10 protein-coding genes are annotated in these 14277 nt (G+C 37.5%); 7 read left to right on the top strand and 3 right to left on the bottom strand.

The genetic code is table 11. The annotated features are described in order from the left end of the window. Nucleotides 1-2: 2 nt before the first annotated feature. The 3 genes from ilvB to AC0KSB_RS11410 all read right to left on the bottom strand — a co-directional run bounded on the left by ilvB (nucleotide 3) and on the right by AC0KSB_RS11410 (nucleotide 5711). Nucleotides 3-1661, bottom strand: coding sequence for a biosynthetic-type acetolactate synthase large subunit (gene ilvB, locus AC0KSB_RS11420; protein ID WP_472309376.1), 1659 nt, complete (start codon nucleotides 1659-1661; stop codon nucleotides 3-5). A 40-nt stretch (nucleotides 1662-1701) separates the two neighbouring features. Further along, nucleotides 1702-4422 carry a cation-transporting P-type ATPase gene (locus tag AC0KSB_RS11415; protein WP_472309374.1) on the bottom strand — a complete coding sequence of 907 codons (2721 nt, stop codon included), beginning with the start codon at nucleotides 4420-4422 and terminating at the stop codon, nucleotides 1702-1704. Between the two features lie 68 nt (nucleotides 4423-4490). Next, complete coding sequence (locus AC0KSB_RS11410) at nucleotides 4491-5711, bottom strand: DUF438 domain-containing protein (protein WP_472309372.1); 1221 nt, start codon at nucleotides 5709-5711, stop codon at nucleotides 4491-4493. Between the two features lie 163 nt (nucleotides 5712-5874). On the opposite strand from AC0KSB_RS11410, the gene AC0KSB_RS11405 reads away from it, so the two are divergent. From AC0KSB_RS11405 to AC0KSB_RS11375, 7 genes are all read left to right on the top strand, one after another. After that, nucleotides 5875-6381, top strand: a complete 507-nt coding sequence (locus AC0KSB_RS11405) for a SixA phosphatase family protein (protein WP_472309370.1) — start codon at nucleotides 5875-5877, stop codon at nucleotides 6379-6381. A 54-nt stretch (nucleotides 6382-6435) separates the two neighbouring features. Then, nucleotides 6436-6786, top strand: coding sequence for a cupin domain-containing protein (locus AC0KSB_RS11400; protein ID WP_472309368.1), 351 nt, complete (start codon nucleotides 6436-6438; stop codon nucleotides 6784-6786). 69 nt (nucleotides 6787-6855) lie between these two features. Further along, nucleotides 6856-9801: an ABC transporter substrate binding protein gene (locus AC0KSB_RS11395; RefSeq protein WP_472309366.1), complete on the top strand. Its 2946-nt coding sequence runs from the start codon at nucleotides 6856-6858 to the stop codon at nucleotides 9799-9801. A 4-nt stretch (nucleotides 9802-9805) separates the two neighbouring features. After that, a complete protein-coding gene (locus AC0KSB_RS11390) occupies nucleotides 9806-11674 on the top strand; it encodes an FtsW/RodA/SpoVE family cell cycle protein (RefSeq protein ID WP_472309364.1) in 1869 nt (622 codons plus the stop codon). Beyond that, entirely contained in the window at nucleotides 11671-13068 is a 1398-nt protein-coding gene (locus AC0KSB_RS11385; RefSeq protein ID WP_472309360.1) for a penicillin-binding transpeptidase domain-containing protein, read from the top strand. Before AC0KSB_RS11390 ends, AC0KSB_RS11385 begins: the two co-directional genes overlap by 4 nt. A 58-nt stretch (nucleotides 13069-13126) precedes the next feature. Next, on the top strand, nucleotides 13127-13765 hold the full coding sequence (locus AC0KSB_RS11380; RefSeq protein WP_472309358.1) for a DUF3783 domain-containing protein: 639 nt from the start codon (nucleotides 13127-13129) through the stop codon (nucleotides 13763-13765). Between the two features lie 293 nt (nucleotides 13766-14058). Next, the coding region (locus tag AC0KSB_RS11375) for a transposase (protein WP_472307717.1) at nucleotides 14059-14277 on the top strand (219 nt) is incomplete at its 3' end.

Here is a 14277-nt window from a genome sequence, read left to right as displayed (position 1 = left end):
TTTTACCTCCTGCCAGATTGATACAGAGTCGGTTCATGAGGATTGACAATACATTCTAGTAAAAAAGCTTCATCAACCTCCAGCATATAACTTATTGCCTTTTCTATCTGATCATTGCTTCTTATTAACAGATGTTTAAATCCATAAGCTTCTGCTAATATTTGGAAATCAGGATTTTCTTCTAAGAAAACCTGTGAATAGCGTTTAGAATACTTAAGACTTTGTATTTCATGTACCATACCCAATCTGCTATTATTTAGCAGAACCATTTTTATTGGCAGTTTTTCCTGTTTAATCGTTCCCAGTTCCTGCAGCGACATCTGTATGCTGCCATCTCCACTGATAGCTATTACTGTTTTTTCAGGACAAGCCATCTGAGCTCCGACAGCCGCCGGCAAACCAAAACCCATGGTTCCCATTCCCCCTGATGTTATAAAGCTTCCTGCTTTTTGTATGGGGAAATGATTGGCTGACCATATTTGGTTTTGTCCTACTTCAGTAGTAATCAATGTTTTATCAAGTGATACTTTTTCGCTTAATGCCTTGAGCAGTGATGGCGGATTAATAAAATCAGATTTTTGATAAGTGAAATTAATAAAGTTGTACTTTGCTTTAATTTCTATTATTTTAGAAAGCCAGTCACTATAACTTTTCTTGATTTGTATATTCATTAAATCCTGTAGCACATATCTGATGTCAGCAGGAATTGCCAGATGAGGTTTGATATTTTTGCCTATTTCTGCAGGATCAATATCAATATGAATAATTTTGGCTTTCCTGGCTATTTCAGATGCTGAACCCATAGCGCGATTGCCAACTCTTGCTCCCATAAGAATGACTAAATCGGCATGATGAAGAGCATAATTAGCAGTAAAAACACCATGAGAACCCAATGTGCCTAAATTTAGGTAATGATTGCCGGGAATATTACCTATTCCCATCATAGTGGTTACAACCGGAATTTGCCATTTTTCCATCAGTTGGCAAAAAAGTTCAGAGCTTTCGCTGCCGATCAGTCCGCCGCCGGCACAAACAATAGGCGAATCACTTTCATTAATCATAGCTATCATTTGATCAATCAGGTTGCTGTCCGCATTTTGCGGAGGATTGTAGCCTTGGAGAATTATTTGTTTTGGAGAAAAATCCGATTCGTATTCTATCTGCTCTGTTTGAATATCAACCGGAATGTCGATCAAAACAGGACCTGGTCTGCCGCTCGATGCCAGATAAAACGCTTCCTCCATGACTGCCGGTATTTCAGTCGCTTGTCTTACCAGATAATTGTGCTTTGTAAAAGGTGACGTAGCTCCTGTAATATCAACTTCCTGAAAACTGTCACTACCTATAAGATCACGCGATACCTGGCCGGTTATAATAACAAGAGGTATTGAGTCCATATAAGCAGTGGCAATTCCTGTTATTAGATTGGTTGCCCCCGGCCCGGAGGTTGCAATACAAACTCCTGTTTTTTTACCTGCTCTGGCATATCCGTTAGCAGCGTGAGCTGCACCTTGTTCATTTCTAACTAAAACATGATGTATATTTGAATCGGTTAAAGCATCGTAAAAAGGGCAAATAGCAGCCCCAGGATAACCAAACACGGCTGTAATCTCGTTTTTTTGTAAGATATCAACTATTGCCTGTGCTCCTGTAATTTTCATAATATCCTCCATAAGCTATGTCTGAAAAATTAAAACAAGTTCAGCCCTGAAGCATACTTTGTTTTTTATTCCTGAAGCTGCGTGTTATTTTTTTCTCCAATTCTACTATAAGTAGAACTGCTATACCACAAACCAGCGGGTAGATCCAGTCTTTTAGTTCAACCGGTTGTGTTTCAAACAGAGTATTCATAAATGGCAAATATGTAAACGCTATCTGAATCGCAAGAAGTATGCCACTAACTGCAAGAGCTACATGGTTTGAAAATAAACCTTTGCCAAAAATGCTTTCATCAACTTTTCGGCAATTAAATAGATAAAACAGTTCACCAAAAACCAGTGTATTGATGGCAATAGTTCTGGCATAAACTTCTCCCTGACCTTTAAGTGACATAAATACAGCCAAGGTAAAAGCACCTATCAGCAAAGAAACAAATACAATTCTGAAAAAGAAATATCTATTAAGCATTGGTGCCTTAGGGTTCTGGGGCGGCCTTGCCATAACATTGCTTTCGCTTGGTTCAAATGCAAGAGCAAGACCTAAAGTAACAGCAGTAACCATATTTACCCAAAGTATCTGTACAGGTGTAATGGGCATTGCCAGACCAAATATTATGGCAACCAGAATAATCAGTGCTTCGGCTCCGTTTGTCGGTAGCATAAATAATAATGTTTTTTTCAAATTGTCATATATAGTTCGACCTTCTTCAACAGCAGAGGCAATTGAAGAGAAATTATCATCTGCTAAAACCATAGCTGCGGCATCTTTTGTAACTTCAGTGCCTTTAATGCCCATTGCCACGCCTATGTCAGCTTTCTTTAATGCCGGAGCATCATTTACACCGTCTCCTGTCATGGCACTAATGTCACCGTTTGCCTGTATAGCTGTAACGAGTCTAAGCTTATGCTCTGGACTTGTTCTGGCGAAGATGTCACAATTTTTTACTGCTTCTTGCATTTGTTCATCGTCCATATCTTCCAGATCTGCTCCGCTTATTACAGTTTTACCATCACCTATTCCCATTTGCTCACCTATTGAACGAGCTGTTAGCAGGTGATCTCCGGTGATCATTTTTACCGTTATGCCGGCATTTTTACACGCTTCAATCGCTTTTATGGCTTCAGGTCTTGGAGGATCAATCATGCCCACCGTACCAATAAAAATAAGATCGTGATTTATATCGTCATGTGTTATTTCATCTTTATCTGAGGCAACAGGCAGGAAAGCACAACCAAGCATTCTCTTACCCTGAGCAGCACGTTTCTCAATTTTCTTTTCCCAGTATTCTTTATCAATTTTCACATTGCCATCATTTGTTATTTGCTGGCTGCACATTGAGATGAGCCTTTCGGGCGCGCCATTAATAAACATTATTCGCTGATCGCCTATCTGATTGAGAGTTGCTTTATACTTATACTTTGAATCAAAAGGAATACTATCTAGCCGTTCGTTTTCAATTTCCAGACCAGCCTTTAAGGTTAAGGTCTTTAGTGCACCTTCCGTAGGCGCTCCCTGAACAACCCAGTGCCCCTTATCATTTTCCACTATTTCCGAATCATTGCATAAGCCTGCTGCTTGCAGCAACCTGGAAAGAGCAGTGTTCTCCAAAATTTCTTCTTGAGATTTAGCTTTGTCATTTTCATCTATAAGTCTGCCTTCCGGAATATATCCGGTTCCTTCAACTGCCCATGATCCTGAAGCTGTATCTACAACTGTAGCTGTCATTTCATTTTTAGTAAGTGTACCCGTTTTGTCAGAACAAATAACAGTAACAGATCCAAGCGTTTCAACAGAGGGAAGCCTTCTTATAATAGCATTTCTTCTGGCCATTTTCTGAACTCCGATTGCCAGAGTAATTGTCAAAATAGCAGGCAGACCTTCTGGTATTGCTGCTACAGCAAGTCCTATTACTGAAAGCACAACTTCATTAAATGGCGTATTCATAATGAAAATGCCGTATATCATTACAAGAATGGCAAAAGCAACGATAAAAAAGCTGAGTTTATGCCCAAAGTCATTAATTTTACGTATAAGTGGGGTGGTTATTGCCTCTGTTTCGGAGAGCATAGTATTTATTTTGCCCAGTTCAGTGTCCGAAGCTGTTGCAATAACTATGCCTTTTCCTTCGCCTGCCTGCACCGTTGTACCTGTATAGGCCATAGATTTTCTCTCACCGAGAACTGTGCCTTTTTCCACAGGATTTATATCTTTGTGAACTGCATCAGATTCTCCTGTTAAAGACGCCTCCTCGATTTCCAGTCTGGTGGCGCTTATAAGTCGCAGATCAGCCGGTAATTTATCTCCTGCATTAATTATAACAATATCACCTGGTACAAGCTGTTCAGCAGGTATTTCTTTTCGCTTGCCGTTTCGTATTACGGATGCTTTAGGCGAAAGAAGGTGCTTTATACCTTCGAGTGCCTTCTGAGCTTTGTCTTCTTGAATATAGCCAATCAATGCATTGATAAAAACTACACCCAAAATTACAAAAGTATCTATCCAATGCTGCATTACTGCAGTTAGGATGGTTGCTGCAAGAAGAACATAGATCAGTGCATTGTGAAATTGCATAATAAATCTTTTTAATGCACTGTCATGTTTTTGCTCAGGGAGCTTATTTTCTCCCCAGTACTCAAGCCTTTGTTTTGCTTCATCTTCTGTGAGGCCGTGTTTTTCTGAATTTAATAATTCTAGAGCTTCCTGGCTGTCAATTGTTTCCCAGGCCTTTTCTTTTAGTTGGTTGCGATCATCAATTTCTTTCATCTGGTCGTACCTCCTATGGTCTGGCATTTGCAAAATGCTGTCATATAATTATCTGAAAAATTTTGTTTCTAGTCAGACATTAATCTTTTTTCTCCGCTTATTTCCTGAATCGGCGCAATGTTCTGAGTGACCTCAACAGTTCCTAAATACTCTCCGGAGTCACTCCTTACAGCAAAATATCTTATGAGAATAAAATTTTGATTCATCTTGATCCAGAAATCTTCATGGTTTTTGCGGCCGTTTTTAAAATCGTCAACAATTTTTTCGACTACATGTACACTTTTGGGTGGGTGACAATTAGCAACTTCTCTGCCGATAATCGATTTTGATCTTGGGAAAATACGTTCCTCACTTTGCGAAAAATATTTTACCCTGTCGTCTTTATCTACAAATGTGATGTCAAAGGGTAAAGTATCAAGCATTTTTGTAAGTTCTTCCAGTCTGAAAACGCCTGAAGGCAAAACTATTTGCCCGTCCAGTGATTGACTTGTGGTTTCAGGCTGCTCAGACTCTTTATGAGCAGGTGTCCATACGGGAACGTCTTCTATAAGACAATATCCGATTTCTGTAAAGTCATCTGCTGCTTGTTTCCATTCTGCCTGTGTTAAATTTTCTTTTAGCATAGGCATCATAATTTCTTCTTCTTTAAAAATCATTTCGTCAATTTTGGTAGTTGTTTCTGATATTTTTTCAACAGTTTTATTTCTATCAATATCCTTGCTGTTCAGAAGCGACAAGCTTTCTTTAACCATAGCTCTGATTTCATCATCAACTGCCCACATTACTTTAGGCGGAGCTGTAATGCCATATTTTTCCATAAAAGTGAAAAATATATTTTCTTTTTTCAGATAATGCAGATTGATTTCGGAAAGAAGAGAAATATCTTGTTTTAATTTCCATAAACTGGCTGTATCATTCGATTCAACCCAGGTTGCAAGAGATTTTTCAATCTCATTTTTTATAAGATCTTTAATCGCTTTGTTTTCAGCAATAAATGTATTTACAGGGTGCCCTGATACTTCTGCCTCTTGATCAGGGGTGTGGATTTCCTCAATTGAACCTTTGAATACCGAGGCATGAACATCACAAAGCTTTTGAATTTCTGCTACCGGCATCCCCTCATTTATTAAGGCTTGTTCTGCTTCTGATATTTCACTGGCGGATACACCATCAAATGTTTCCTGAAATTGTGCCTTGACATCATCTGCTGTTTTTCCCTCATGCAGCTGCTTTATTAACTCTTTCAGTACTTTTTGCCTGTGCTCACGGTTGTTTATAAATTCACTCATGATATTTCCTCCTATGAAATATATTAGATTTACAACTTTTTTTAACTTAAATACTTTTTCTTTTACAAGACAATCATGATATTATTATTACACATATAATTTGTACTTAACAATGACAAGGTGTTACGAAATGTTTAATGAATATGAACAGGAGGTAACTCTGATGATTATTCTGCTGGTAAGACATGGCCCTGCTCAAAAAAGAGGTACAATTGAAAATGATGATGATAGACGGCTGACAGACAGTGGCCGGCAAAAATTCAGCAAAGCCGCGTTAGGTCTTAATTTTATGATCTCTGAAACATTTAAAAGCAAAAATGCAAAGACAATTGTTGTGTCCAGTCCTTTAATTAGAGCAGTTGAAACAGCTGAGATAATTCAAAAATCTTTAGGAATAAAAGATATAATAATAGACAATGCTCTCATAGACGGCAAGTCAGATGAAATAACCGGCATTATAAATAGCAAGGAAAGTGATTTTTTGATTCTTGTAGGACATGAACCATGGCTTGGTGAGTTTAGCAAGCAGCTTTGCGATTGCCGGCTTCCTTTCAAAAAAGGAGCGGCTGCAGCGTTTAGTTTAGATAATACTTCTGAAGGTGATTTCAATGTGAATCTTATCTGGTTTTTGCAGCCATCAGTTTTAAGAAAAATTAGTGATTCAAAATAAAATGTTAATAGAAATAGAATAAGTCTATAAATAATTACCTGGGAGGCATAAAGCATGATCAAAAGAGCAGATGAAATGATTAAAGAGATAAAAGAACAAATGAGAGGCGGAAAAGGAAAGGTTGAGATAACACATCTTTTTCAGAAAGAAGAAATTCAGGGCAAGGCCAGACTTATTGCCAGAATTGAGCTGGAACCAGATTGCTCGATAGGCTTTCATGAGCATCAGGGTGAAGAAGAAATTTTTTACGTAATAGAAGGTGAAGCAGTGATTTGTGATCAAGGTGAGGATAAAATTCTTAATTCAGGCGATGCTGCAATTACTTTAGGTGGACAAAGCCATAGTCTTAGTAATAAGAGTGACAAAACACTTGTAGTAATGGCTATCATTCTTCTATATTGTTAAGTACAGATATAAGAAACGTTTTGATTCAAACTCCGGGCGGCAAATAACTTCTTTTTTCAAGGAGGTTTTGTGAATAGATTATTAAAGAGTATCACTATCATTCTTTTAATCTTTTTTCTGAGTCCTTTCATAGTAGCGGATTCTTTTTTTGCGTCTGATATCAATTCAGGCACAGATTTGGTAAGACAGACCAGAAATGGCAGAGTTCTTTTCATTAGTTCATATACAGAGAGTTTTATTACAATACCTGAGCAGATAAAAGGTCTTTGGAAAGGCTTTGAGAATGATTCGATAGATCTTGATCTGGAGTACATGGATGCAAAAAGATTTGCAGATGAAGAAAGTCTTATATTGTTTCATCAATGGCTCTCATACAGAATTAATAGATTGCCGCAGTATGATGTTTTGATTGTGGGCGATGATTATGCACTGCAATATGTAATGGATTATTCAGAGTATTTTCAAATGCCTATAGTTTTTCTTGGTATAAATGATTTTGATAGAGCGAATAAAGCTTATGCAACCGGCAAAATGACAGGCGTTGTAGAGGAAACTTCTTTGGCAGAAAATATAAAACTAGCTGCTAAAATTAATCCCCAAGCTAACAGAGTTGTTGCTATAGTTGATAATACTATGACCGGTCAGGGCGACCAGCGTCAGTTTGAGCTTGCAATGGAGGCATTTGAACACTACGAATATGAGATGGTCAATTCTTCGGATTTGAATCTAAATGAGCTTGCGCAAAAACTTTCTTCTTATGGACAAGAGACAATTATGTTATATCTTTCAATGTTTGAAGATATAGACGGAAATCAGTACACCATCCCTGAATCAGTTGAATTTATAAGCACCTGGACAAATATTCCTGTCTATAGAGCATCTATCGGCGGTGTAGGAGATGGCTTGTTTGGCGGACAGATGGTTTCTTATGTTGAGCAGGGCAGAATTGCTGCGCAAATGGCGCTTGAAATTATAGATGGAAAAGCAATCAATGAAATTGAGATGATTGAGGAAAGTACAAATTTCTATTATTTTGATGCTGCTTTGATAGATGCGTTTGGGATAGATAAATCATTAATTCCTGCTGATGCTATTCTTGTTAATCAAAAAATAAGTCTCTATGAAGAAAACAAACAACTTTTCTGGTTTGTTGCTATGATTTTTATCTTTCTTGTTTGTGTGACTACAATCACGATGTTTGATAACTGGCGCAGACGTAAAATGTCAGAACAGCTTAAAGATACAAACTCTGAACTTAATATCATGTATAAAACTCTTGAAAAATCTGAAGAAACTTTAAGACAGCAATTTATAACAATCCAAAAGCATGCAGCATATATAGAGCAGCTTAATCAAAAACTTCAGATTGCTATTGACGGTACTAATAGTGCTGTCTGGGAATATGATGTAGGGGAAAATAAAATTGTTTTTTCTGGTAATTTTCACAAGATAATTCACCGCCAAATAGATCCTCTAAATAATATCATTGAGTATCTTGATCAATTTTTATTGCCGCATGATAGAGAACGCTTTATAGAATTAATTCATAATTGTTATGAAGAGAAGGAAATGCAGCTGCGGTTGCCTGTTCATGATGCTAAAGGATCAATTATTTGGCTGATGATTAGAGGCAGGGGTATTCGTGATGGTGACGATAATTTAACTTCTGTTTCAGGGATTGTCCTTGATGTTACAAAAATGCAGGCTCAAGAAGAAGAAATAAAATATCTGGCTGACCATGATGCACTTACTGATTTGCCAAACAGGCACTATTTCAGCACGCATGCGGCCAGAATGATGAAAAAATATACCAAGGGCGCAATTATGCTGCTTGATCTTGATAATTTTAAACGCATAAATGACACGATGGGTCATATTTATGGTGACAGAATATTGAAATTAATTGCGGAAAGGTTAATGAGTCTTGTTTCACCTTTGGTTATTGTTTCCCGATTTGGCGGTGATGAATTTTTGATCATGGCTATAGAAGAAGGGCATGATAATTTCATTGATAAACTTGCCAATGATATCTCTAATCTGTTTAAGGAACCTTTCTATATCGACGGACAAAATAATATTATTAATTTTAGTATGGGAATATCACTTTTCCCTGAAAACGGAAATGATATTAACAAACTTATAATGCAGGCAGATACGGCGATGTATTATGTGAAGCATCGTGGCAGAAACAGCTTTGTTTTCTTTGACAAATCGATGTTAGCTGAAGTAAATGACCGTGTTGAAATAGAAAAGAAAATAGTAAAATATCTGGACGAGAAATTATTTTCTGTTGTATATCAGCCGCAAGTTGATTTGAAAACCGGCAGGATCAATGCTTTTGAGGCATTACTCCGTATGCCTCAAAGTGGTCTGACACCGGATCTTTTTATTCCTGTTGCCGAAGATTCAGGTTTGATTGTACCTTTGGGAAGGTATGTGGCAGATACTGTAATACAATTTTTAGCAGATATTAAAGCTAAAGGTTTGGATGCTTTGCCGATAGCTATAAATTTTTCAAGCAGCCAGATTAAAGATTGTGATTTCCCAGATTATCTTTATAAAAAAATGTTTGACCATGGCCTTGATACCTCTTTGCTTGAAGTTGAAATTACAGAAGGCATATTACTTCACGAGAATGAACATACTATAGACTATCTAAACCGTTTTACTGCCCATGGGATAAAACTGGCACTTGATGATTTCGGGACAGGGTATTCTTCTTTAAAATATCTGGCATATATGCCTGTAAGTAAAATCAAGCTTGATAAATCTCTCATAGACAGATTCCTTGATATGAAAGGTAAAAATGTTATTGAAAGTATCATGCTTATGTCACATGGTTTAGGAATGAAGGTTCTGGCTGAGGGCATAGAAACCAAAGATCAACTGGCAAAACTCAGAAATACTGAATGTGATCAGGTGCAGGGATATTTGCTTTCCAGACCATTGCCTGGTTTGGAAATTGTCAACATGTTGCAAACAAAACATCATTTTGGTGAAACTATGGTAGAATAGCGCTATGATTGAGGATGTTTTTAATTTTTCATATATGCTCAGGTATATTTTCGCCATTTTATTTGTAGTAATAATTTGGTTGATGACAAGGATGGCACTTAAATCATTAAGAAGTGATCTGATATATCGTGTTAAGCCGGTTAAAGGATTTTTTCTAACTGATTATCTTGAAAATTCAGCTTCTTTTGCAGGTAATAATGATTTTAGATTTAGGGAAACCGATTCAACAATTATGCGTCTTCCTTTGTATCATACTACCAGTATAGGGCGCTCATCTGCCTGTGACATCAGATTTCATAGAAATGATATAGCAAAGCGTCATTTGATGATTTACAGATATGATGGTGACTGGTTCGTTAAACCGGTTAGTAGAAGGAATCCGGTATATCTAAATGGTGTTCGAATAGTTCCGGCAACCCCTCTTGAAAATTCGGACATTATAAGTGCAGGCGGGATTAGTCTTCGATTTATGGATGAAAATGATTTTGGCAGCTTGCAGTATGAAGAATATAATGATGATCGGGAAGAAAGCATATCTGTAAAGGGAAGTGTTTCTTCCTGGGTTATGATCAATCTTTATGCATTGCTAGGCGGTTTTCTCATCACAAGGTTAATACCGGAAGGTCTGCCGGAAATTTCTTCCTTTATGCCGGTATTTGTTTTTTCTGTCATCATTTTGATAAATTTATATTATTTTCTGTTGCCTTTAATTATGAATGGCAGTGATAAATTTATGATACTGATTATGCTGCATCTGATAGTTATAGGAATGATGTTTCAGATTAGATTATCGGGTATTTTGAGCAATGGTGTTCTAAATGCTTCTAATGCCTGGTTAAGCGGAGATCAGCAAACTGTTGCTCAAGCAACTGCTGATCTGGCGGAATTTTCTCAGAGAATAATGAATAGATTACGAACTCAGGGCTTGTCTATCATGATAGGGTTGGCAATTTTTCCTTTTGCTGCAATTATTGTATCTAAAACAAGAATTCTGGAACCTCTGACTTTTTTATGTGCTGCTTTAACGCCTCTTTTTCTTATTGCAACTTTAATTTTGGGTCATGGTGGTGATGAACATGGAGCAACTTTATGGATTGCAGTCGGAGGAATGACTATACAGCTTACAGAATTTGCTAAGATTACCTATCTGATAGTGCTTGCCGGTTTTTTCAAAATCAGGCCTTCTAAGAAAATCCAAATACTTTTTGCTGTTTGGGCAGCTGCTATATTTCTTCTTATAATGCTATTGCCAGACCTTGGTATGGTCATGATTTTATTACCTACAACTTTACTTGTATATGTAGTAATGACCTCTGAATATATATCAACTGCCATATTAATGTTTGCCGGATCTGCTGTATCTGTTTTTGCATATACTGTTTTTCCTCATGTGCAAAGAAGGCTTGCTGGTTGGACAACTTTATGGCAGGAAGTTAATGATAGTAACAGACAAATTGTTTATGGTCTTCAGGCTGTTGCCAGAGGCGGTCTCTTTGGGCGAGGTCTTGGCAACGGCAGTCCGGGAGGTATACCTCTTGCCTCTTCAGATATGGTCTATTCTATTGTTTGTGAAGAGCTTGGAATGATAACCGGTATCTCATTGCTGGCTGTTTTTATTATTCTTTGGCTAAGATCAGCCAGAGTTACTGTTATTGCTCAGGATGGCTTTACATCAAGTCTTGCCTTGGGTATAGGAACCATGTTTTTTATGGAAGCCGCAGTTGTTATTGCAGGGGTGACCGGGCTTATTCCTCTTACAGGAGTAACTTTGCCTTTTATTTCTGAAGGCGGCAGTTCAATGCTTTCAAAAATAATTCTTTTGGCTATTTTATTTGGACTATCATCTAGAAAGGATAAAAATATCAGAACATGAAGAAGCTGATTCAAAACCTGAAAATAACTTTGATAGTTTTTCTTAGTTTAAGTATTGCTTTGACTGGTGGACTTTTATGGCAGCAGTATAGAAGCAAAACCAGGCTGTCGGTTGCTGCCGGAGAAAATCTCTCTTCGTTAAGGCAGCGTTATTCCCAAGCTGGAATGATTACTGATATAAATGGTTCTGTTCTTGCGTATAGTGATGGCGGTATAAGACAGTATAGCGAAAATTCATTGGTTGCAAAATCTGTGATACATACTGTCGGTGATTATACACAAAGAATTGACAATACTATTGAAACCAGATATCAGTCGACTTTATTAGGTATAGATAGAAATCCTTTTCATCAGCTATGGCTTGATATTCAGGGCAGTGGATTAGCAGGAGATAATATAACACTTACAATAGACAGTGAGTTGTGTGCAAAATCATATGAACTTCTGGCAGGCCGTAATGGTGCTATTGTTGTTATAAATTATAAAACCGGAGCTTTGCTGGTTTCTACCAGTTCACCTGGTACTAGTCCGCAATCTGTAATTGATTATGAAGGAATACCAGAAACAGGTTTATTTAACCGTGCTTTGAGGGGAGCTTATGCACCAGGTTCAATTTTCAAATTAGTTACTACAGAGGCCTGGTTAAGTTCTGAAAAATACGATCCTGATTTTCATGTTACATGTACCGGACATTCAACAATACATCCAGATGCAGCAAATGAATCAGGAGATGGTCATGGAGAAGTAGATCTGCAAAAAGCTATTTCACAATCCTGCAATGTCTTTTTTGGTGAGCTTGGAGTTGTTCTTGGTCAAGAAGAGCTGCTAGAGGCAGCTAAGAGATTAAATATAGGCGAGCCATATATGGTAGATGCTTTGAATGGGATTGCAGGTAAAATTGATTGCGATCAGGATGATTTGCTTTTGTCTTGGCTGGCTATTGGACAACCTACCGGCAACAGCGAAATAAGTATGTCTCCTTTAGAAATGGCAAGGCTTGCCGGTGCTATAGCAAATAAAGGAAATATCATGAACTCTCATATAATTAATAAATTTACAGATCCTACCGGAAGAGAATATAATAAAATTAATCCGTCTATAGAAAAGAGAATAATGAGTGAGGATATGGCGGCAAAACTAGGTGATTTTATGCTGGATGTTGTGGCAGGAGGCAGCGGCAGCTCTGCTGCCGTATCGGGAGTCACAGTTGCAGGTAAAACAGGAACTGTTCAGGTAGCAGGTCAGGAGAACAATGCTTTGTTTATAGGTTATGTTGATGATGAAGAATATCCTTTAGCAGTGGCAATAGTAGTAGAAGAAGGTGTATCAGGCGGAGGAACTGCTGCCCCTATGGCAGCGGAGATTCTTAGAATGGCCGTAAATAAGATGAAATGAGTATATTTCAAAAAGCAATTATTTTTGATGTAGAGAAGATGATAAGTGAGGAAGAAAAATGATTGATGAATATGAAAAAAAAGAGATAGTTCTTTACTATGGTTTAAATGAAAAACAACAGCTGTTAATGAATTCACTACTTGAGACATTAAGAGTAAAAGGACAACCGCTTTCAGAAGCAGATTTATGTCTTAGTATAGGTTATCTTGCGGGAATTCCTGGCTGTGATTTATGTTCGGCTGGCTCTGACTATAGAAAACCAGATAGTACTTTTGCGATTTTGCATAATATGGACGATGACAGGATAAGAGAATTTCTAAATGCTTTGAAGAAAACGAATGAGTTTAAAATTGATCTGAAAGCAGTTATTACAGAGCATAATAAAACTTGGAACTGTATAGATCTAATTGCTGAACTAAAAAGAGAACATGAAGTAATGCAGGCATATATGTCAACAAGAAATGCTCTTAATGCTGCCAGACAGTTATATGAAACTATTATCAATAATGATGAAAATATTGATCAGTACAGAAGTGTTTTATCCGAATTTGAGAGCATTATAGCTAAAGCTGCTGCTGTGATTCATAAAGGAGAAAAAGGCGGCGAATTGGATTTGGATATGCTAATTGGCACCAGGCAAAGTCTTGCTGGTATAATGCAAAGAATAACGCTGATGCAAGCTGAGCTTGCAGAATAAGTTCGAAATAATTATTTTGCAGCACTTTCGAAATAATCATCTTATTTTAATGATAAAATGTATAAAGGAAAGAATAATGCAGGCTCAAAAACTTTGCAATAAATTATTGAATATTTTACTTACTTTTTGTATAATCGCCCTCTAGCTTAATTCTTTGTTTAGAGTATCAGTTTTTAGAAGAAAGACAGGATAAAGTCCGTATACTTGGTGTAAATTGAGAAATAAAAAAGAGCCACGAGCTCGCTTTCGGTATAATAGGTTTTGCGAAACTAACAACTGAAAGGAATGAGATCATGGCTCAAGTACATCTTACACTGGAAGACGAAATTCTTAAAGACCTTATGCTTGGAAATCGGGAGAACGGGGTGGCGAAATTACTGGAAAAAGTATTTGATGCGGTGCTGCGAGGACAGGCCAGCGAACAATTGAATGCCGAGCCGTATGAGCGAAGTGATGGACGTGTCAGCTATCGGAATGGCTATCGCGAGCGTACCCTGACAACTAGAGTAGGA

This window comes from Ercella succinigenes (genome assembly GCF_900002895.1).
This window is presented reverse-complemented; position numbering and strand designations above follow the sequence as displayed.

Excerpts from the sequence above, each read along its gene's own strand:
- ilvB (WP_472309376.1), bottom strand. The coding sequence starts at position 1,661 with ATGAAAATTACAGGAGCACAGGCAATAGTTGATATCTTACAAAAAAAC.
- AC0KSB_RS11415 (WP_472309374.1), bottom strand. The coding sequence starts at position 4,422 with ATGAAAGAAATTGATGATCGCAACCAACTAAAAGAAAAGGCCTGGGAA.
- AC0KSB_RS11410 (WP_472309372.1), bottom strand. The coding sequence starts at position 5,711 with ATGAGTGAATTTATAAACAACCGTGAGCACAGGCAAAAAGTACTGAAA.
- AC0KSB_RS11405 (WP_472309370.1), top strand. The coding sequence starts at position 5,875 with ATGATTATTCTGCTGGTAAGACATGGCCCTGCTCAAAAAAGAGGTACA.
- AC0KSB_RS11400 (WP_472309368.1), top strand. The coding sequence starts at position 6,436 with ATGATCAAAAGAGCAGATGAAATGATTAAAGAGATAAAAGAACAAATG.
- AC0KSB_RS11390 (WP_472309364.1), top strand. The coding sequence starts at position 9,806 with ATGATTGAGGATGTTTTTAATTTTTCATATATGCTCAGGTATATTTTC.
- AC0KSB_RS11385 (WP_472309360.1), top strand. The coding sequence starts at position 11,671 with ATGAAGAAGCTGATTCAAAACCTGAAAATAACTTTGATAGTTTTTCTT.
- AC0KSB_RS11380 (WP_472309358.1), top strand. The coding sequence starts at position 13,127 with ATGATTGATGAATATGAAAAAAAAGAGATAGTTCTTTACTATGGTTTA.